Below are 19,209 nucleotides of genomic sequence, written 5' to 3' on the forward strand. Positions count from 1 at the left end.
GCCCCCTCGTCACAAGGCGCCCTATGCCGATGCCAGAGTCCGTTCCCTCGTCGCTTCCGGGGTCGTCAGGGCCTGGTCGTAGCGGTGCAGGACCAGGCTTGCCATCGCCGGGTGTGTGCCCAGGGGGGCCGAGGCTATCCACGGGGCTGCCTCCGCGCACTCCGTGGCGAAGCGGCCCGGGGCGGTGAAGTAGGAGGCGATGGCTATGCGGGTGCGGCCTCGGGCGGTGAGGGCACGGACGGTGTCGGGGACGTCGGGTGCGGCGGTGGTGGCGTAGGCCGGGACCACGGGGACGCCGAGGCGTTCGGCGAGGAGGTGGGCGGTGCGGCCCGTGTCGACCTTCGACTCGGGGTCGCGGGAGCCCGCGGCGGCGAGCACCACGGCGCTCGTGCGGCGGGTGGCGTCGTCCATCCGGGTGCGCCAGCCGGCCTCGACGAGGCGGGTGTGCAGGGTCTCCACGAGGAGGGGGTGCGGGCCGAGCGGGGCGGCCAGGCGCGTGCGGGCCTCCGCCGCCGCGGCCATCTCGGGGATGTCCTGCTTGATGTGGTAGCCGCGGCTGAGGAGGAGGGGGACGAGGACCGCTTCCCGGTCGCCGAGGGCGGCGAGGGTGTCGGGGAGCAGGGGCTCGTTCAGCTCGATGTGGCCGAGGTGCACGGCGAGACCGGGGCGCTGCTCGCGGACGCGGTCCATGAGGGTGCGTACCGTCGCCAGGGCGCGCGGGTCGCGGCTGCCGTGTGCCACCAGGACGAGCGCGGGCGGGGCGGGGCGCCGGGTCCCGTCGCGCGAGACGAGGCTGAGCTGGCTGGCCAGCTGGTGGGTGATCCGGTTCATGATGTGCGCCGTACTGTCGAGGTCCGCGTTCGACTTGCTCGTCGTCGCCGTCATGAACAGATGGTGTCGGGAAGAAGTTGCCTCCCCGTTGCACGGTGGTGACGGGTGTTTTCCGGGGGTTCACGCCGCGCCAGAGGGGCATGTGAACCGCTGTGACCTGGCATTTCGACCCGATCGAGTGAAACTTGTCACGCTTCCCGGTGAACCGGATCACCGCGAACCGCGTCTTCGTTGGTCGAAAGGACGGGCGCTGTCGGGTCCGCCGGAAACAACCAGGACACATTCGTGAGTCCGACGAACGGGGGGCCGCAGTGGGGCGTGTCGGACGTGTCACGCGAGTCGTTCGGCTGCCGCGTACGCGCGCGGGGCGGCGGCGGGCCGTGCAGGCGGCGATGCTGCTGTGCGTGCTGGCGCTGCTGCCCGCGACCTGGATGTTCACGGCCGCCGACGACCGGCTGCGGTCCACGGCCGATGCGCCGCGCACCGAGGTCGCGATGGTCTTCGGCGCGGGGCTGTGGCAGGGCGAGCCGTCCCCGTATCTCGCGCGCCGGCTGGACGCGGCGGCCGAGCTGTACCGCACGGGCCGGATCAAGGTCGTCCTGGTCACCGGGGACAACAGCCGGGAGGAGTACGACGAGCCGGACGCGATGCGCGCCTACCTCACCGAGAACGGGGTGCCCGACGACCGCATAGTCAGCGACTACGCCGGGTTCGACACCTGGGACTCCTGCGTCCGCGCCAAGAAGATCTTCGGCGTCGACCGGGCGGTGCTCATCAGCCAGGGCTTCCACATACGCCGGGCGGTGGCGCTGTGCCAGGAGGCGGGCGTCGACTCGTACGGCGTCGGGGTGCAGGACCGGCACGACGGGACCTGGTACTACGGCGCCACCCGGGAGCTGTTCGCCGCGGGCAAGGCCTCGCTGGACGCCCTGTTCGAGCCGGACCCCCGGTTCCTCGGGCCGGAGGAACCGGGGGTCGAGAAGGCACTCGCGGCGGCGGGTTAGCCACACCTCTGTGGCATGCTCCGCCGGTCGGGGCCCTAGTGCTTCACGGTGCCCCAGGTGCCCTGGTCCACGGCGCAGCCCCACTTCTTGCCGTCGGTGGTCTTGCCGTACACCTCGAACTTCACCTCGTACTTGTCGGTCCGCAGCATGTGGGTGCTGACCTTGAAGGCGGCGCTCTTGCCCGGCTTCAGGGTCTTGGCGGCGATCTTGACGACCTGGTTCGTCTTCTGGGTGATCCGGCCGATCGGCCTGGTCGTCACGGTCGCCTTGCCGAAGCGGAGGCTCTTGGTGTTGGTCACCTTGAGACTGACGTCCTTGAAGGTCACCTTCTTGCTGGAGTTCTTGAGACCGAAGCGGAGACCGCCGTTGGTCACCCAGTTGTTGTTGTCCACATAGAACTTCGTCAGGTAGGTGATCTTGATCGGGCAGTTCGCGGCGGCCTGACCGGCCTGCGTCTCGGCGCCGGCGGTGGACGCGGCCGACGCGGTTCCGGCGAGGCCCAGCTGGGCGGCGGTGAGCGCGGCGGTGGCGCCCAGGACGGCGACGGTGGTGCGCATGCGGTTCACGGTGGTGCTACCTCTTCCCCGTACGGCCCCCATGGGCCACGTGACATGACGTACGCCACACGGGGTTTCATGGCCTGATCCCCGTGGTCCGTGGCGCCCGTAGTTCTTAGCACGCAAGGGCCGAACAAGTGGACGGTATGAGCTGGAACGACCGCATACGGTGACAGAACCGGGACATCGGCGCACCGTCTGTTCACCCTGGCGCGGGGCCCTCGCACCGGAGTTCACCACCTGGCACCGACCGGGTCCTCACGCCGGGCCCGGACGCGCCGGGAGGTCCCCGTGCCGGTCGCGTAACGGGGAGCGTCCCGGCGCGTAACACGTCGGACGCACGCTGAGCGGTATGCCGAACTCCGCGACGCCCACCCACTGCCCGTACTGCGCCCTGCAGTGCGGAATGAACCTGACGCCCGGTGCGGACGGGTCCGACGGTGTCGTAGTGGTGACGGAGCGCGCGGACTTCCCGGTGAACCGGGGAGCGCTGTGCGGCAAGGGCCGTACGGCACCGGCGGTGCTCTCGTCCCGGGTCAGGCTGACCAGTCCCTTGGTCAGAAGGGCGGGCGTCCTGGAACCCGCCTCCTGGGACGAGGCACTCGACCGGATCGCCGAGGGGCTCACCCGCACGCGTACGGAACATGGTCCGGACGCGTGCGGAGTGTTCGGCGGCGGCGGGCTCACCAACGAGAAGGCGTATCTGCTCGGCAAGTTCGCGCGGGTGGTGCTCGGCACCTCGCAGATCGACTACAACGGCCGCTTCTGCATGTCCTCGGCGGCGGCCGCCGGGATGAAGGCGTTCGGGCTCGACCGGGGGCTGCCGTTCCCGCTGGAGGACATCCCGAAGACGGGGTGTGTCGTCCTCGTCGGCTCCAACCTCGCGGAGACCATGCCGCCGGCGCTCCGCTATCTCACCGAACTCAAGGACAACGGCGGCACGTTGATCGTCATCGATCCGCGCCGCACCCGTACGGCCGAACAGGCCGATCTGCATCTCTCCCCGCGTCCCGGCACCGATCTCGCCCTGGCCCTGGGCCTGTTGCACCTGATCGTGGCCGAGGGGCGGACGGACGAGGAGTACATCCGCGAGCGGACCAGCGGGTGGGAGGAGACGCGGGCGGCGGCCATGGCGCACTGGCCGGAGTACGTGGAACGGATCACGGGGGTGTCCGTTCCCGAACTCCGCGAGGCGGTAAGGCTGTTCTGCGAGCCGGAGCACGCGATGGTGCTCACCGCGCGCGGGCCCGAGCAGCAGTCCAAGGGCACGGACACGGTCGGCGCGTGGATCAACCTCACGCTGGCGACGGGCCGGGCCGGGCGGCCGCTGTCCGGGTACGGCTGCCTCACCGGGCAGGGCAACGGGCAGGGCGGGCGCGAACACGGCCAGAAGGCCGACCAGTTGCCCGGCTACCGCAAGCTGGTCGATCCCGAGGCCCGGCGGCATGTCGCCGAGGTCTGGGGAGTGGATCCGGACAGCCTGCCCGGTCCGGGCCGCAGCGCGTACGAACTGCTGGACGCACTCGGCGGCGACATCAAGTCCCTGCTGCTGATGGCCTCCAACCCGGTGGTCTCGGCGCCGCGTGCCGCGCACATCGAGGAGCGCATCAAGTCGCTGGACTTCCTGGCCGTGTGCGACGTCGTGCTGTCGGAGACGGCGGAGCTCGCGGACGTCGTCCTGCCGGTGACCCAGTGGGCGGAGGAGACCGGCACGACCACCAACCTGGAGGGCCGGGTGCTGCTGCGGCGACGCGCGATCACCCCTCCCGACGGCGTCCGCAGCGACCTTGACGTCATGCACGAGCTGGCCGACCGGCTGGGCGTGGAGAAGGGCTTCGCGACCGACCCCGAGGAGGTCTTCGAGGAGCTGCGCCGGGCCAGCGCGGGCGGGCCCGCCGACTACTCGGGGATCACCTACCGGCGGCTGGCCGAGGAGAACGGGGTGTTCTGGCCCTGCCCCACGCCCGCCACCGAGGTGCACCCCGGCACCCCGCGCCTCTTCCTCGACCGGTTCGCCACCGAGGACGGCCGGGCCCGGTTCGTGCCCGTCTCGCACCGGGGGATCGCCGAGGAGCCGGACGCGGAGTACCCGGTGCTGCTGACCACCGGGCGCGTGGTCGCCCAGTACCAGTCGGGCGCGCAGACCCGACGGGTCGACGAGCTGAACGCCGCCGCGCCCGGCCCGTTCGTGGAACTGCATCCCCGGCTGGCCGAGCGGATCGGCGCTGCGGAGGGCGACCCGCTGGCCGTGGTGTCCCGGCGTGGCCGGGCCGTGGCCCCGGCCCGGATCACGACCGCCATCCGCCCCGACACGGTCTTCATGCCGTTCCACTGGCCGGGCGAGGGCCGCGCCAACACCCTGACGAACCCGGCCCTCGACCCCACCTCCCGCATGCCGGAGTTCAAGGCGTGCGCGGTACGGGTGGAGGCGGTGGGGAAGTGAGGCCGGGACCGGGAACGCGGACCTGTCCGAGCCCGGGGGCGGGCTCGGAGGCGGACCGGGGGATCTGGTCGGCCCACCAGGAGGTCCGCCGGCTCAGGCCACGGTCAGCACCGTCGTCGCGTCCGCGCCGAGCTTCGCGATCTCCGCGTCCGTGAACTCCCTGTGCTCCGCGAAGCCCAGGCCGACCACGGCGACGAGCTTCTCGGGGGCGTCCGGGGCGAAGACGGGCAGCGTGACCGAACCCCTGGCCTGCGAGGCGCGGGCCGGCGGGCGGGCGACGCCCGAGGTATCGGTCTGCAGGTCGCTGATGCCGATCGGCGCCCGGCGCTCGGCGGTGACCCCGGCCATGCCCTTGCCCACGACGACGACGGCCGCGCCGTTGACCACGACCGGCGGCAGGTTGTACGCGGCCACGAGGACGATCTCGCCCTCCTCTGCGGGCTCGGAGAGATGGACGGATCCGACGAGGCCGCCATGGCGCACCACGTACTCGGCGAGCCACTCGGCGACTTCGGGGCGGGCGTTCTCCAGGACGGTCTCGCTCAGGGCTACGGCATTCATGGGGGGCTCCTCGTGCGCATGGGGCTGACGGTCTGATGGGGCTGACGGGGCCAATGGGTGCTGTTGGGGCTGTGAGAGCTGGCGCGATCAACATCAATACCCGATCTGCTTGAACATTCATGCTTTGCTGTACGTAGATCCCGTGTGGTCATTCCGACGCTTCACATGAGGATGGGGACAGCGAACGCACAGCCAGCCGTGAACACTTGGGAGCACAGCCGACCCGGGGGGATCGCATGCCGCAGCACGACAGTCACCAGTGGACCGACTCGTTTCCATGGAGCCTCTCGTACCGCTGGGGCCACTCCGCACTGACCGCCGACTTCGACCTGAGCGGCGACACACCCCGGCTGCTGCGCGTCCGACACCCCGGCGAACCCGAACCGGGCCCCGAGGAGGCCAAGGCCGACCCCTCACTGCCCCTGGTCGACCTGGTTCTCCTCGGCGACGGCACCGGTTGGTCGCGACCGCGCTTCACCGGCACGGCGATCGGCGGGCGCCTGAGATACCGGGCGCACCACTCGACGTACGGTGCCGCGCCCGGCTCCGCGCTCGGCGCCGCGTCCGGCTCCGCCGACGGGGAGGGCTGGCACCGGCTGACCTTCGAACTCCACGATCGCGCAAGCGGGTTGACCGCCTTCGTCGAGTTCGCCTCACCGGACGGCATCGCCGTCCTGCGCTCCCGGGTCCGGCTGCGCAACGACGGCGCCAAGACGGTCACCGTGCGTTCCGTCGGCAGTCTGCTCCTCGGCGGACTCCCCTCCCCCGACGAACTGTCGGTGTTCCGGGCACGCAACGACTGGCTCGCGGAGTGCCGTTGGTACGCCGAGCCGTTGCGGGACTCCGTGCCCGAGATCAACCACACGGTGCACGGGGGCACCGGCCACGCGGCGGCACGCCTTGCCGGGCGCGGCAGTTGGCCCACCGACGGGCACCTCGCGATGGGCGCGCTCCAGCACCGTACGGACGCGCGCAGCTGGCTGTGGCAGATCGAGTCGGCGTCGAGCTGGGTCTGGGAGGCCGGCGAGTCGGCGGGCCGGACGTACCTCGCGCTCGGCGGCCCGACCCACGACGAACACCAGTGGCGCGAAGTCCTGGAGCCGGGCGCCGAGTTCACGACCGAATGGGCCGCCCTCGCCCTCGGCACCTGCTTCGACGGCGCCTTGGCCGCGCTGACCGACTACCGCCGGGTCGTACGCCGCCCCCACCCGGACCACACTCGACTCCCGGTGATCTTCAACGACTACATGAACACCCTGATGGGCGACCCGACCACCGAGAAACTGCTGCCGCTGATCGACGCGGCGGCGGAGGCGGGCGCGGAGTACTTCTGCGTGGACGCGGGGTGGTACGACGACGGGGAGCAGGGTGGGAGCGATGACGGCGGGGAGCAGGGTGGGAGCGATGACGGCGGGGAGCAGGGTGGGAGCGATGACGGCGGGGAGCACGCCAGGAACGGTGACGACGCAGACCACGCCGGGAGCGGCGATGTGGAGAACGCCGATTCACCCGGAGGCTGGTGGGACAGTGTCGGTGCCTGGCTGCCGTCGGCGCGGCGCTTTCCCGGCGGTGGTCCCGGTGGGGGCGCCGAGGGCATCCGGGTCGTGCTCGACCGGATCCGGCGGCGCGGGATGGTGCCGGGGCTGTGGCTGGAGCCGGAGGTCATCGGGGTCCGCAGCCCGCTCGCCGAGGAGCTGCCCGCCGAGGCCTTCCTCCGCCACGAGGACGGCACGCGTGTCACCGAACAGGGCCGCCACCAGCTGGACCTGACCCACCCGGCGGCCCGGGCCCACCTCGACGAGACGGTCGACCGCGTCGTCGGCGAGTGGGGCGTCGGCTACCTGAAACTCGACTACAACATCACCACCTCGGCGCCGGGCCACCTCGCCCACTCGCGGGCCTGGCTGTCCTGGCTGTCCTCGGTCCTGGACCGCCACCCCGGCCTCGTCATCGAGAACTGCGCCTCCGGCGGCATGCGCATGGACGGCGCCTCCCTGGCCGTGGCCCAGCTGCAGTCCACCTCCGACCAGCAGGACCCCCTGCACTGTCCCCCCATCGCCGCCTCCGCCCCCACCGCCGTACCCCCGGAACAGGGTGCCGTCTGGGCCTACCCCCAACCGACCTGCACGGACGCCGAGATCGCCTTCACGCTGGGCTCCGCGCTGCTGGGCCGGATCCACCTGTCCGGCCACCTGGACCGAATGACGCCTCACCAACTGAGCCTGGTGCGGGACGCGCTGACGACCTACAAGTCCATCCGAGCCGACCTGCGCACCGCCCTGCCCTTCTGGCCACTGGGCCTCCCGGGCTGGACGGACGACTGGATCGCGCTCGGCCTGCGGCCACCGGTCGCGGGCACGGCCCCGGTGTACGTGACGGTGTGGCGCCGGGGTGGAGACTCGGAACGATCTTTCGCGCTACCGCACTTGACGGATCAGAACGGCGGGGGCGCTGACGACGTACGGGTGGAGGTCCTGCACCCGGGAGCGACGACGGGTACAGCGAAGTGGAACGGTTCGGAGCTCCGGGTGAGCATGCCCGAAGCCCCGTCGGTGCTGCTGCTGAGGCTGACCACTGCCGCAGGCTGGGATTGACCACTGCCGCACGCTGAGGGGCTCGGGGCCGGGGCGATGTGCGGCTCCGCCGCGTGGGCGCGACCAGCCACCGAGACCACGCACCCCGCACCCCGCACCCGCCCGACACACTCAGCCGCCCGAGCTCCTGGGAGAACGGCGACCCCTGTCGGCAGGCGGGCGGCGGCGCGTGCGCCAGTCCCCGCCCTCGATCAGCTTTCCCCGGGCCCGCAGACCGGCGGCGACGGCCGGGGCGGCGACGTACACCCAGGCCCGTACGACCGTGCCGTCGTCGAGGGTCGCCGGCCGTTCGACCCGCTCGTACAGGTTCGCGGGGTCGCCAGGGGCGTAGTCCTCCAACCGGTCGAGGGCGCACAGGAGTTCGTCGTAAGCCTCGGGCCGGGCGGTGACCAGTTCGCCGCTCACCGTGCCCCCTCCCCCGCCACCCTCGCCGGTCTCCTCCACGGCGTACGGGTACCCGGGGCCGTCGTACAGGACCATGCCGCGCATCCGGGCGGGGTCCTCGGCGCGGGTGCGGCCGCGCAGGAAGAGGTCGTGGTTGTGCTCGCCGGGGCGGAGGGTGCCGTAGACGAAGAAGGGGAGCACCGTTCTCCTCTCCAACTGTTCGGACGCGGCTGGGTGTGCCGTGCGCGGGCCTTTGCAGAAACGATTCTCACCCCTCACACATCCCACCATCGACGCTCTGGACGCGGATCTGTCATGCCCACTTAAATCATGCGACATCAGTGGTCAGTCCCCCCACCCCCACCCCGTCCCTGGGAGACAGATGAGCCGGATACGGCACCTCCGACGCCCGCACCTCGCCACCACGGGCACCGCCGTCGCGGCCACCGCGCTGCTGGCGGCGACGCTCACCCCCACCGCCGGGGCCGCCGACAGACCGACCCGGAGCACGGCGATCGCCAACGCCGCCGACGTCCTGCGGGACCGCGCGGCGAGCCTGGGGCTCACCTCCGCACAGGACACCACCGTACGGGACGTGATCGTGGACGCGGACGGCGCACAGCACGTCCGCTACGACCGGGCGTACCGTCAACTCCCGGTGCTGGGCGGCGACTTCGTCGTCCATCTCACTCCCGGCGGCGAGTACCGGAGCGCGAACCGGGCGACGACCCACGAGATCACCCTCCCCACCGTGACGCCCGCCGTCAAGGCGCCCAGGGCCGCCGACATCGCCGCCGCCGCGCTGCGCGCCGCGAACGTCGGCGAGACGCTCCGCAAGCTGACGTCCAAGCCCCGGCTGGTCGTCGACGCCCTGCACGGCGCCCCCAAACTGGCCTGGCAGACGGATGTGCTGGCGCAGGACGAGGCCGGCAACCCGGTCGCCCGTACGGTCGTCACCGATGCCGCCACCGGCAGGCAGATCGACGCCTGGGACGCGCTGGAGACCGCGACGGGCGACGGCCGGTCGCTCTACGGCGGCACGGTTCCGTTGGAGACGACCGTCTCCGGGTCGACGTACCAGCTCAAGGACCCCACGCGCGGCAACACGTACACCGGGGACGCCGCGAACCAGACTGACCTCTGCCTCCTCGGCATCTGCGTCCGCCGTGCCCCCGCGACGCTCTTCACGGACGCCGACAACCACTGGGGGACGGGCACGACCACGGACCGCGCCACCGCGGCCGTCGACGCCCAGTACGGCACCGACACCACCTGGGACTACTACAAGAAGGTCCACAGCCGGAACGGCATCGCGAACGACGGCCGGGGCTCGTACAACCGCGTCCACTACGGCAGCGACTACAACAACGCCTTCTGGGACGACAGTTGCTTCTGCATGACGTACGGCGACGGTGACGGGAACCTGCTCGGCCCGCTCGTCTCGCTGGACGTGGCCGGCCACGAGATGACCCACGGCGTCACCTCCGCGACGGCCGACCTGACGTACTCGGGCGAGCCCGGCGGCCTCAACGAGGCCACGTCCGACATCTTCGGCACGCTGGTCGAGTTCTACGCGGACAACGCCTCCGACCCCGGTGACTGGCTCGTCGGCGAGAAGATCGTCCGCTCGGGCTTCGGCGAACCGGCCCTGCGGTTCATGGACCAGCCGAGCAAGGACGGCTCCTCGGCGGACTGCTGGAGCTCGTCGGTGGGCAACCTGGACGTCCACTACTCCTCCGGTGTCGCCAACCACTTCGCGTATCTCCTCGCCGAGGGCAGCGGCACCAGGGCCATCGGCGGCGTGGAGCACTCCAGCACCACCTGCGACGGCTCGACGGTGACCGGCATCGGCAAGGACAAGCTGGGCGCGATCTGGTACCGGGCGCTGACGGTCTACATGACCTCGTCCACGAACTACGCGGCGGCGCGTACGGCGACCCTGAACGCGGCACGGGATCTGTACGGGGCGGGGAGCACGGAGCACGATGCCGTGGCGGCGGCCTGGAGTGCCGTGTCGGTCGGCTGACGGGTCGTCCTGGCAGCGGGCTCCGGCCGTAATTCCGTGGCTGTGGGGCGTGGGGCTGGCCAGGCTCCACGGCTGTCCCCCGGCCACGGAATTCACGGAGCGACCGCGATGGCCGTCACCGCTCCCGAGAGGCATTGCAGCGGTGTGTCTCGTCCCATCGCGTCGGAGGCGAGGGCGAGACCCGCGTACAGAAGCGCCGTACCGAGCGTGAGGCCCAGGAAGACGGGCAGGGCCAGCGGGAGGATTCCGGGCCTGAACGTGATCGCTTCGCTCCCGTGGCGGCCGGTGGGAGCGGGTCTGGGAGGCATGGCGCACCCGGGAGTCGGTGAGGTGAGTCAGGAGGCGGTGAGCGGGAGGGCGTCCGTGTAGCCGTTGGAAGGGCGGTCGACCTTCTCCACCGTGAGGGCGTCGAGGGCCGCCTCCGCGGAACTCGTGCCGAGGGTGCCGGAGGGGTGCCAGGTGCCGGTGACGGTGACCCAGGTGTCGGCGGGCGGGGGCGGGGTGCCGTGGACACGTACCTTCATGAACTGGGCGTCCGCGGCGCAGCAGCTGAACATCGTGCGGGTCAGGTACCAGCCGCCGTTGCCGTCGTTGCCTCCGTTGCCTCCCTCGTCGCCCTTCCTGTCGGGGGTGACGAAGCCCGTCATCAGGACGGTGCGGCCCTCGATGGCCCGGTCGCGGTCCTGCTGCACCCGGCGGGTGAAGTCGGTGAGGGTCATCGGGAGCGGTGAGGTGGTCGGCAGGGGGTCGAAGTCGTCCTGTTCCGTGACCGTCACCGCCTTGGGTGTCTCGCGGGACGCGGTGTACGCGCCGATGGCCGGTGGGGCGTAGAAGAGCAGGCTCAGGGCGGGGAGAAGCAGGAGCCAGGCGACTCGCGGTGGGGTGGAGTGGTCATGGCCGTGCGCGTCACCGTGGTCGCGGTCGTGGTCGTCTTCGTGGTTGTGGTCGTGGTCGTCGTCGTGACTCTCCTGCTCGCCGGTCCCGCGCGGTCTCCGGAGTGACCATGCCTCCGCCGCACCCAGCACCAGCAGCAGCGCGCCCGAGGCGATGAGGAAGGGGAGCATGCCCTTCTTGACGTATCTGAGGTAGTGGTCGGTGAGGAGGGTGGCGTGGAGGAGGCCGAGGCCGCTGAGGAGGAGAAGGAGCGCCTGCAGGGGTCGTTTCACAGGAGTACGCCGCCGATCAGGACGCTGCACAGGATCGCGACGACGACCGTCGCGGAGGAGAAGCGGAGGGCGAAGGCCCGGCCGAAGGTGCCCGTCTGGAGGGCGATCAGCTTCAGGTCGACCATGGGTCCGACCACCATGAACGTCAACCGCGCGGTGGGCGAGAAGCCCGTGAGCGACGCGGCGACGAAGGCGTCGGCCTCGGAGCACACCGACAGGAGGATGGCGAGCGCGGCGAGGAACAGGACCGACAGCCAGGGCGAGTCGGCGAAGGTGTCGAGCACGGTGCGCGGGACGAGCACATTGAAGGTGGCCGCGGCCATCGCGCCGACGACGAGGAAGCCGCCCGCGTGCAGGAAGTCGTGCTGGAAGCCGAGCCGGAACTCGTTCCAGCGGCTCTGCCCGGGCCGGTGTCCCGTCTGCCGCGCGACCGGCTTGAGCCATTCCGCGCGGCCCAGCCAGAGCCACAGCCAGCCCATCGCCGCGGCGGTGACGAGCGAGGCGAGCAGCCGGGCCAGCACCATCGCGGGGCTGCCGGGGAAGGCGATGGCCGTGGAGGTCAGGACGATCGGGTTGATGGCGGGTGCGGAGAGGAGGAACGCGAAGGCCGCGGCCGGGTTGACTCCCCGGCCTATCAGGCTGCTCGCGACCGGCACCGACGCACACTCGCAGCCCGGCAGCACGACCCCGGCGGCACCGGCGACCGGCACGGCGAGCGCCGGCTTGCGGGGCAGCACCCGGGTGAAGACCCTCGCCGGCACGAACGCGTTGATGGCACCCGACAGGGCCGTACCGAGCAGCAGGAACGGCAGCGCCTGCACCGTGATGGAGAGACAGACGGTCCGCCACGCCTGCACGGCCGGCTCCTCCATCCACCGGCCCACGGCGACCAGCACGATGCCGGGGAGGACTGCCGCGCCGAGGAGCAGCAGGGGCCAGTGACGGGGCCAGTTGTGCTCGGGGGTCTCGTCGGGGGTCCCGTCGGGGGTTCCCTCGCGGGTCCCGTCGGGGGTTCCCTCGCGGGTCCCGTCGGGGGTTCCCTCGCGGGTCCCGTCGGGGGTTCCCTCGGTGGCCTCGCCCGGGGTCTCCGTGAGAACCCCGACGGCCGGCTCCGGCTCCGCCGGCACCGCCCCTTCGGCCGGTTCATCTGTCTTCTGCATGCCAACTCCGATTATCCGGATGATCGGATCGAACATAGCGGTCGCTCCGGGCCGGGCGTTTCAGACTCCGCCCAGCAGGGAGGCGAGGCCGTCGTCGAATGCCGGTTCCAGGTCCTCGCCGCCGAGCGCGACGACGGCGAACGAGCGGCGCAGGAAGCGGCGGAGCGCGGGGGTGTCGAAGCGGATCATGGCCATGCCGTGCGGCGAGTGGAGTTCGACGACCGTGTGGGCCGGGCCACAGGGCCACAGGTGTACGTCACCGATCCCGGCCGGGGTGGTCAGCCCCTCCGCCAGCAGGGCGCGGGCGAACGTCCACGTCACGCTCGCGCCGTCGGTGGAGGCGCCGGCCGGGAAGTCGATGTGCACGGCGAAGGGGTCGTCAGGGGCGTAGCGCAGGGTGGTGCGGACCGGGACCTCCTCGTAGTCGGGGGTGATCAAGCGGGCGCGGGTGCTTTGTTCGAGCGCGGGGGGCGTGGGCCGGGCGGGGTGTGCGGGGTGCATGGACGGTCTCCAGTTCGGACACTTCGGGCACTGGGGGTTGCTTCGAGTTACTTCGGGTTGTTTCAGGCTGCTTCGGGTTGCTTCGGGTACGCGGTCGGCCGGTTGCGTCGACCCACCCCCTCGACCGCGCCAAGGGCCCACGGATTACGCGGTTTTCGAAGTTACCCACTGTGATACGTGTCACTTTGCGTGATTACTTGAGATTTTTGTCATCTCGACATACAAAATCGGGCTCGTCCCATCAGCAGGCGACTGGAGAGCGTCTCTGCCATGACCGACGGTCACCCCACCATGCCCGCTGTTCCCGCTCAGGGTTCCGCGCCCGGTTCCATGTCCGCGTCCCCGACGGCCGCGTACACCCGGATCTACGAGGAGCAGCACCCGCGCCTCGTCGCGTACGCGCGTTCCCTCACCAGGAACGCCTGGACCGCCGAGGACCTCGTCTCCGAGGCGCACTTCCGCGTGTGGCGACGGCTCTCCTCGGGACACGAGATCGACAACGTGCCGGCGTATCTGATGACGACGGTGCGGCATCTCGCGGCCGCCGTCGGCAGCGCGGCGCGCGAGACGCCGCTGGATCCGACGGCTCCCGAGCGGGTCGAGGTCGGCGTCCGCGCGGACGATGCCGCCGACCCCGCCGAGCAGGTCTCTTCCATCGATCTGTTGGTGCGGGTGCTGGGCCAGTTGCCCGAGCGGTGGGTACAGGCGCTGTGGCTGGCCGAGGCGGAGGGGCAGCCGCTGGAGACGGTCGGGCAGCGCATCGGCGCGAAGCAGGGCGCGACCGCGGTGCTGCTGCACCGGGCGCGTGAGGGCATGCGCCAGGCCTTCCTGCGCGAGCAGCCCGGGGCGCCGATCGATGCGGCATGCCAGGTGCGTTGGGGGCGTATGCCGGCGTATGTGCGCGGTACGGCGACTCCGCGGCAGTCCGAGCAACTGCTCAGCCATGTGGACGCGTGCGACGACTGCCGGGCCCGGCTCGCGGTCCTGATGCGCACGAATGACCGGCTTCCCGCGCTCGTCGGTCCGGCCCTGCTGGTGTTCGTCGTCGGCGGGGGTGGGGGCAAGTTGCTGCTCTCCCTCACGGCGGGCTCCGCCGGTAAGGGCGCCGCGCTGGGCGCGGCGGCCGGTGGGCAGGGTGGTGGTCAACTGCTGCACGCGGTACGGCAGGCCACGGTGGGCGGGGCGAAGGCCCCGACGGTGGCCGCCGTCAGCACGGCCGTCGCGGCCGCCGCCGTCGTGGCCGGCATCATCCTCGGCCCCTTCGACCCGGCCACGGCGCCGCCCCAGCGGGTCCCGGTCGCCGAAGCTCCGGCGCCCCATCGGCCCGAGGCCGCCATCCCCGAGGTCGCCGACCGCGGGGACGCCGTCACGGATGTCGTGGTCGCGCCCGGGGGGTCGGAAGCGACCGGCAGTGGGGATGCGTCCCCGGCGGACATCGGTGGCCGCGACACCGTGGGGAGACAGGTGCCGGACGACGACGAGGCCGTGGAGGAGCCGACGGTCGAGATCCCGGCGGGCGACGACACGACACCGGACGACGAGGAGGCCGCGCCGGATGCCCCGACGGGGCCTGACGCCGATGCGCCGACGGACGGCGGGGACGAGGGCAAGGGCGGCGGGGCCGGGGACGGCGACGGCGACAGCGACACGGGCGGCGAGGGGAACAAGCCGGACGAGGGTGCCCCTGAGCCGCCGGACGCCGGGGCTCCGGATGCTCCGGGCACTCCGGAGAAGCCTGAGAAGCCAGGGACACCGGAAACTCCGGGCGGGCCCGGGGCGGATGTGCCTACGGGGGATACGCCGGGGGCGGAGGAGCCTGGGGCGGAGGAGCCGGGCGCGGAGACGCCTGAGGCTGAGGAGCCGGGCGCGGAGACGCCTGAGGCTGAGGAGCCGGGCGCGGAGACGCCTGAGGCTGAGGAGCCGGGCGCGGAGACGCCTGAGGCTGAGGAGCCGGGCGCGGAGACGCCTGAGGCTGAGGAGCCGGGCGCGGAGACGCCTGAGGCTGAGGAGCCGGGCGCGGAGACGCCGGGTGAAGATACGCCGGGCGTAGAAGAGCCTGGAGATACCCCGGGCGTGGAAGAGCCGGGGGCTGAGGAGCCTGAGGCTGAGGAGCCGGACGTCGAGGAGCCCGGGACGGAAGAGCCTGGTACCGGATACCCGGAGGGCGACGAACCGGGGGCGGACACGCCGGAGGGCGACGAACCACGGGCGGAGAACCCGGAGACCGATGCTCCGGAGGCGGGGACGCCGGACGCGGACAGCCCGGAGACCGACACCCCTGCGCCGGAGGCTCCCGCTCCCACCGATCCCGACCCCGTCGAGGAGACGCCCACCCCGCCGGAGACGGCCGATCCGGCCCCGGAGCCGCCCACCCCCGTGGAGCCGTCGCCGGAGACCCCGGAGCCCGCTCCCGTGGAGCCTCTGCCTGCGGATCCCGGGGGCAACTGCTGAGGTCGAGAGGGGTGCGCGGTCGGTGGCGCCGTCTTTGCGCTCGCCCCCGCCGCCCCTCCCCGTCCCCTCCCCAGCGGCGCTGCCCCTTCGACCCCGCGGAGCTTCCCCGGGGGCTGCCGCCCCACCGCCCTCAGGCCCCGCCGGGGATTTGAAGCGGGTTCGTTGGGTGCGGGTGGGTGTTGGGGGTTTGCTCGCACAGATCCCCGCGCCCCTTGAAGACGAAGTCAAGGCCGCACCCCCTGCCTTCAGGGGCGCGGGGAACTGCGCGAGCGGCCACGACGAACCCGCACCCAACCCACATGCCTCAGTCACCCCGAGGACTCAGAGGACTCAGAGGACTCATACGGGTCGGAGGGGCCATCCCTCACCCCCCGTACGGCCGCCTCTCCTTCGCCTCCCGCAGCGCCTGCCCCCACCACGCCAGCTGATCCAGCATCACCTCCGCCGCCGTGTCCGGGCCTGACGGGTCCTTCAGTCGGCCGGTGTCGTCGAAAGAACCGTGGGCGTTGTGGAAGGACACCGTGTCGCGGACGGTCGTGGCGTGGAGCTCGGCGAACACCTGCCGGAGGTGTTCCGCCGCGCGCAGGCCGCCCGACAGGCCGCCGTAGGAGACGAGGGCGACGGGTTTGGCGCGCCATTCCTGGAAGTGCCAGTCGATGAGGTTCTTCAAGGCCGCCGGGTAGGAGTGGTTGTACTCGGGGGTCAGGACGATGAACGCCTCCGCCGAGGCCAGCTTGGGGGTGATCTCGGACAGCCGTGCCGTGGCCTCCGGGGTCGGGGCGAAGGTCGTCGGCAGGTCGGCGTCCGCGACGTCCACGACGTCGACCTCGAAGTCGTCGTGCTCCCGCACCCGGTCCAGCAGCCACTCGGCGATCACCGACCCGAAGCGGCCGGCCCGGTTGCTGCCGATGATCAGTGTCACCCGGACCGGGGTGGCGGAGGAAGAGGCGGGCGCCGTGGCCGAGGCGGCGCGGGGGGCCGTATGAGTATCCGTAGCGGTCTTCATGGCGACCACCCTCGTACCTCAACTTCGCTTGAGGTCAAGCCGCCGCTGGGGGACGTCGTGCCCCACCGCGACCAAGGCCATCGCCCCACCTCCACCACACACCCTCGGTCACCCGTTCACACCCCCGCCGTCCCCCATCGCGTTCTTTTCTCCGCCGCACCCGCTCCCACCCCACTGACCTGCTCAAACACCTCCCGATTCACCCTCCACCCGCACCCTCCTGACACCCATTCACATCATTTCTGACGCACCATCAGGAAGCGCTCGGGGCGGTGTGCCACTTACCTCGGAAGAGCACGGAGGAGCACGGAGGACTCTCGGAGGAGCAAGCACGATGCGATGTATCGCCCGGCCGCTGACCGGAACCGCGCTCGCCGTCGCCGTCGCGGCCCTCGCCGCCGCGCCCGCGTACGGGGATGAGGGCACCGGGCGACTGGAACTGTCCCCCGCCGGTGTCGTCCCCGGCGACGAGGTCATCGTCCGAACGGCGGCCTGCGGCGCGGACGGTACGGCGACGGGGGACGCCGGCGCGGTCGGAGCCGGCTCCTTCTCCCTCGCGCCCGACGCCGGGCAGCCGCAGCTCGACGGGCGGTTCGAGGTGCCGCCGAGTGCGCAGCCGGGGACGTACGAGATCGTCGTGACCTGCGCGAACGGTGGCCGACAGGTCACCGGCGACCTCGTGGTCACGCTCACCGGCACGCACACGGGGACGGACACCGGGCAGCCGACGTATCCGAGGGGAAGCGTGAAGACGGGGGTCGGTGGCGCGCTCGGTCCCGACCCCGTGCAGACCGCGGCGGGTGTGGCGGCTCTGGCCGTCGCCGCCGCGGGCGGTACCTGGCTCCTGCATCGCCGGGCGAGAGGCGACGGGATCTGACGGACACCCTCCGCCGTCCGTCCGCCGGTACCGCCGTCCCCCTCCCCTCCGGGCCCGACGCCCCTCGGCCCGGAGGGGAGGAACAACCAGCCGACTCCGCGAGGGGAGTCCGGCCCCGAGAGGAGCTCTGTGTGCGCCGGTTCGCCAACTCCGCCATAGCGGGCGTCACCGTCGTCGCCCTCTGCTCCGGCACCTGGCTGCTGCTCAACGGCACCGCCTCCCACGCGCCTCCGCAGCCGTCGGCCGCGCAGGCCCACAGCGGCCCGGGGCCCGGGAGGCCCACCGGGCGCCGGCCCGCCACGGCCACCGCGCCCGCGCTTCCCCCCTCCCCTCCCGACCGCGTCCGCATCCCGTCCATCCGCGTGGACGCCCCGCTCATGGGGCTCGGCCTCACCCCCACCGGCAGCCTCGACGTCCCGCCCGCCGAGAAGGAGAATCTCGCGGGCTGGTACGAGGCCGGAACCACCCCGGGTGAGCGGGGCACCGCGATCGTCGCGGGGCATGTCGACAACGCCGATGGCCCGGCCGTCTTCTACGACCTCGGCGCGCTGAAGCGGGGCGCCCCCATCGAGGTGGACCGGCGGGACGGGGGGATCGCGGTGTTCACCGTTTACGCGGTGGAGGTGTACGCCGCGCGGAACTTCCCCGACCAGAAGGTGTACGGGGCGGCGAGGCGGCCGGAGTTGCGGGTCATCACCTGTGGCGGGGGGTATTCGAGGTCCACCGGCTACCAGGGGAACGTGGTCGTCTTCGCCCACCTCACGGGCAGCCGCGCCGGATGATCGCCGGAATCGCCGGCGGCCTTCCGCCGTCAGCCGCCCGCGGTCGCATGCCCGGCGCTCACGCCACCCACTGCTCGTACCCCATCTTCGCCACCAGCGTGAACACCACCGACAGCAGCACGACGCGGACGAAGCCGCTCCCCTTCTTGAGCGCGGTGTGTGCCCCGACGGTCCCGCCGACGAGGTTGAAGACCGCCATCAGAGCCGCCAGTTGCCAGTAGACCGTGCCCTTCCAGGCGAAGGTGGCGAGGGCGCCGGCGTTGGTACAGCAGTTGACGATCTTGGCGGTGGCGGAGGCGGTGACCATGTCGAGGTGGAGGACGGCGGTGAGGGCCAGGACGAGGAAGGTGCCGGTGCCGGGGCCGATGAGGCCGTCGTAGAAGCCGATGCCCACGCCCGCGAGGCCGATCGCGGCGAGGACGCGGCGCGCGGAGACCGGGCCGGCGCCGGGGGCCGTGCCGAAGGAGGGGCGGAGGATCACGAAGGCGCCCACGGCGAGGAGGACGACCATGACCACCGGCTTCAGGACCTCGGTGCTCATTCCGGCGGCCACGAAGGCGCCGGCCGTGGACCCCGCGAGCGCCGCCAGGCCGATCCGTACGGCGATCTTCACATCGACGGGGGTGCGGCGGGCGTAGGTCACCGCCGCGCCCGTGGTGCCGACGATCGCGACCGCCTTGTTGGTGCCGAGCGCGTACTGGGCGGCCGAGGCGCCGTTCGGCAGGCCCAGCAGGAGGGTGGGGAGCAGGAGGAGCCCGCCGCCGCCCACCACCGCGTCGATCCAGCCGGCCGCGAGGGCGGCGAGGCAGAGGACAACGATCATGGTCAGCGATATGTCGGGCATGATCGCGACCCTATGCGGCGGG

General features: G+C 72.0%; 17 protein-coding genes. 7 read left to right on the top strand and 10 right to left on the bottom strand.

What is annotated here, in order from left to right; all coding sequences use genetic code 11:
• Positions 1-21: 21 nt before the first annotated feature.
• Positions 22-885 (bottom strand): sirohydrochlorin chelatase, encoded by an 864-nt coding sequence (locus tag JIX55_RS17475; RefSeq protein ID WP_257564248.1) that lies wholly within the window; start codon positions 883-885, stop codon positions 22-24.
• 338 nt (positions 886-1,223) lie between these two features.
• On the opposite strand from JIX55_RS17475, the gene JIX55_RS17480 reads away from it, so the two are divergent.
• Complete coding sequence (locus JIX55_RS17480; RefSeq protein ID WP_257569361.1) at positions 1,224-1,835, top strand: SanA/YdcF family protein; 612 nt, start codon at positions 1,224-1,226, stop codon at positions 1,833-1,835.
• A gap of 35 nt (positions 1,836-1,870) precedes the next feature.
• On the opposite strand, the gene JIX55_RS17485 is transcribed toward JIX55_RS17480, so the two are convergent.
• Positions 1,871-2,392, bottom strand: coding sequence for a hypothetical protein (locus tag JIX55_RS17485; protein WP_257564249.1), 522 nt, complete (start codon positions 2,390-2,392; stop codon positions 1,871-1,873).
• A 352-nt stretch (positions 2,393-2,744) separates the two neighbouring features.
• Here JIX55_RS17485 and JIX55_RS17490 point away from each other — a divergent pair, with 352 nt between their 5' ends.
• Positions 2,745-4,835, top strand: a complete 2,091-nt coding sequence (locus JIX55_RS17490; protein ID WP_257564250.1) for a molybdopterin oxidoreductase family protein — start codon at positions 2,745-2,747, stop codon at positions 4,833-4,835.
• A gap of 93 nt (positions 4,836-4,928) precedes the next feature.
• Here JIX55_RS17490 and JIX55_RS17495 read toward each other — a convergent pair whose 3' ends face one another.
• Positions 4,929-5,396, bottom strand: a complete 468-nt coding sequence (locus tag JIX55_RS17495) for a GAF domain-containing protein (protein WP_257564251.1) — start codon at positions 5,394-5,396, stop codon at positions 4,929-4,931.
• 236 nt (positions 5,397-5,632) lie between these two features.
• On the opposite strand from JIX55_RS17495, the gene JIX55_RS17500 reads away from it, so the two are divergent.
• On the top strand, positions 5,633-7,990 hold the full coding sequence (locus tag JIX55_RS17500; RefSeq protein WP_257564252.1) for a glycoside hydrolase family 36 protein: 2,358 nt from the start codon (positions 5,633-5,635) through the stop codon (positions 7,988-7,990).
• A gap of 111 nt (positions 7,991-8,101) precedes the next feature.
• Here the strand turns inward: JIX55_RS17500 and JIX55_RS17505 are convergent, their stop codons facing one another.
• Positions 8,102-8,575: a gamma-glutamylcyclotransferase family protein gene (locus tag JIX55_RS17505; protein WP_257564253.1), complete on the bottom strand. Its 474-nt coding sequence runs from the start codon at positions 8,573-8,575 to the stop codon at positions 8,102-8,104.
• Positions 8,576-8,756: 181 nt separating this feature from the next.
• Here JIX55_RS17505 and JIX55_RS17510 point away from each other — a divergent pair, with 181 nt between their 5' ends.
• Positions 8,757-10,400, top strand: coding sequence for a M4 family metallopeptidase (locus JIX55_RS17510; protein WP_257564254.1), 1,644 nt, complete (start codon positions 8,757-8,759; stop codon positions 10,398-10,400).
• Positions 10,401-10,492: 92 nt separating this feature from the next.
• On the opposite strand, the gene JIX55_RS17515 is transcribed toward JIX55_RS17510, so the two are convergent.
• The 4 genes from JIX55_RS17515 to JIX55_RS17530 are packed head-to-tail and all read right to left on the bottom strand — an operon-like array spanning position 10,493 to position 13,227.
• Positions 10,493-10,708, bottom strand: coding sequence for a hypothetical protein (locus tag JIX55_RS17515; RefSeq protein WP_257564255.1), 216 nt, complete (start codon positions 10,706-10,708; stop codon positions 10,493-10,495).
• Positions 10,709-10,735: 27 nt separating this feature from the next.
• Positions 10,736-11,566: a TIGR03943 family putative permease subunit gene (locus JIX55_RS17520; RefSeq protein ID WP_257564256.1), complete on the bottom strand. Its 831-nt coding sequence runs from the start codon at positions 11,564-11,566 to the stop codon at positions 10,736-10,738.
• Complete coding sequence (locus JIX55_RS17525) at positions 11,563-12,726, bottom strand: permease (RefSeq protein ID WP_443046436.1); 1,164 nt, start codon at positions 12,724-12,726, stop codon at positions 11,563-11,565. The genes JIX55_RS17520 and JIX55_RS17525 overlap by 4 nt, the downstream gene beginning before the upstream one ends.
• A gap of 60 nt (positions 12,727-12,786) precedes the next feature.
• A complete protein-coding gene (locus tag JIX55_RS17530) occupies positions 12,787-13,227 on the bottom strand; it encodes an SsgA family sporulation/cell division regulator (protein ID WP_257564258.1) in 441 nt (146 codons plus the stop codon).
• 270 nt (positions 13,228-13,497) lie between these two features.
• On the opposite strand from JIX55_RS17530, the gene JIX55_RS50895 reads away from it, so the two are divergent.
• Positions 13,498-15,678 carry a sigma-70 family RNA polymerase sigma factor gene (locus tag JIX55_RS50895; RefSeq protein ID WP_306820014.1) on the top strand — a complete coding sequence of 727 codons (2,181 nt, stop codon included), beginning with the start codon at positions 13,498-13,500 and terminating at the stop codon, positions 15,676-15,678.
• Positions 15,679-16,042: 364 nt separating this feature from the next.
• On the opposite strand, the gene JIX55_RS17545 is transcribed toward JIX55_RS50895, so the two are convergent.
• On the bottom strand, positions 16,043-16,684 hold the full coding sequence (locus JIX55_RS17545; protein ID WP_257564259.1) for an NADPH-dependent FMN reductase: 642 nt from the start codon (positions 16,682-16,684) through the stop codon (positions 16,043-16,045).
• Between the two features lie 334 nt (positions 16,685-17,018).
• Between JIX55_RS17545 and JIX55_RS17550 the strand changes: the two genes are divergently transcribed.
• Positions 17,019-17,561 carry a hypothetical protein gene (locus JIX55_RS17550; RefSeq protein ID WP_257564260.1) on the top strand — a complete coding sequence of 181 codons (543 nt, stop codon included), beginning with the start codon at positions 17,019-17,021 and terminating at the stop codon, positions 17,559-17,561.
• Between the two features lie 131 nt (positions 17,562-17,692).
• Entirely contained in the window at positions 17,693-18,343 is a 651-nt protein-coding gene (locus JIX55_RS17555; RefSeq protein WP_257564261.1) for a class F sortase, read from the top strand.
• A 58-nt stretch (positions 18,344-18,401) separates the two neighbouring features.
• On the opposite strand, the gene JIX55_RS17560 is transcribed toward JIX55_RS17555, so the two are convergent.
• Positions 18,402-19,187 carry a sulfite exporter TauE/SafE family protein gene (locus JIX55_RS17560; RefSeq protein ID WP_257564262.1) on the bottom strand — a complete coding sequence of 262 codons (786 nt, stop codon included), beginning with the start codon at positions 19,185-19,187 and terminating at the stop codon, positions 18,402-18,404.
• Positions 19,188-19,209 lie beyond the last annotated feature (22 nt).

Origin of the sequence: Streptomyces sp. DSM 40750 (assembly GCF_024612035.1) — a bacterium.
Lineage (GTDB): Bacteria > Actinomycetota > Actinomycetes > Streptomycetales > Streptomycetaceae > Streptomyces.

Coding starts and splice junctions, on each gene's coding strand:
- JIX55_RS17490 (WP_257564250.1), top strand. CDS start 2,745: ATGCCGAACTCCGCGACGCCCACCCACTGCCCGTACTGCGCCCTGCAG.
- JIX55_RS17560 (WP_257564262.1), bottom strand. CDS start 19,187: ATGCCCGACATATCGCTGACCATGATCGTTGTCCTCTGCCTCGCCGCC.
- JIX55_RS17530 (WP_257564258.1), bottom strand. CDS start 13,227: ATGCACCCCGCACACCCCGCCCGGCCCACGCCCCCCGCGCTCGAACAA.
- JIX55_RS17510 (WP_257564254.1), top strand. CDS start 8,757: ATGAGCCGGATACGGCACCTCCGACGCCCGCACCTCGCCACCACGGGC.
- JIX55_RS17515 (WP_257564255.1), bottom strand. CDS start 10,708: ATGCCTCCCAGACCCGCTCCCACCGGCCGCCACGGGAGCGAAGCGATC.
- JIX55_RS17475 (WP_257564248.1), bottom strand. CDS start 885: ATGACGGCGACGACGAGCAAGTCGAACGCGGACCTCGACAGTACGGCG.
- JIX55_RS50895 (WP_306820014.1), top strand. CDS start 13,498: ATGACCGACGGTCACCCCACCATGCCCGCTGTTCCCGCTCAGGGTTCC.
- JIX55_RS17545 (WP_257564259.1), bottom strand. CDS start 16,684: ATGAAGACCGCTACGGATACTCATACGGCCCCCCGCGCCGCCTCGGCC.
- JIX55_RS17495 (WP_257564251.1), bottom strand. CDS start 5,396: ATGAATGCCGTAGCCCTGAGCGAGACCGTCCTGGAGAACGCCCGCCCC.
- JIX55_RS17480 (WP_257569361.1), top strand. CDS start 1,224: ATGCTGCTGTGCGTGCTGGCGCTGCTGCCCGCGACCTGGATGTTCACG.
- JIX55_RS17525 (WP_443046436.1), bottom strand. CDS start 12,726: ATGCAGAAGACAGATGAACCGGCCGAAGGGGCGGTGCCGGCGGAGCCG.
- JIX55_RS17500 (WP_257564252.1), top strand. CDS start 5,633: ATGCCGCAGCACGACAGTCACCAGTGGACCGACTCGTTTCCATGGAGC.
- JIX55_RS17485 (WP_257564249.1), bottom strand. CDS start 2,392: ATGCGCACCACCGTCGCCGTCCTGGGCGCCACCGCCGCGCTCACCGCC.
- JIX55_RS17550 (WP_257564260.1), top strand. CDS start 17,019: ATGCGATGTATCGCCCGGCCGCTGACCGGAACCGCGCTCGCCGTCGCC.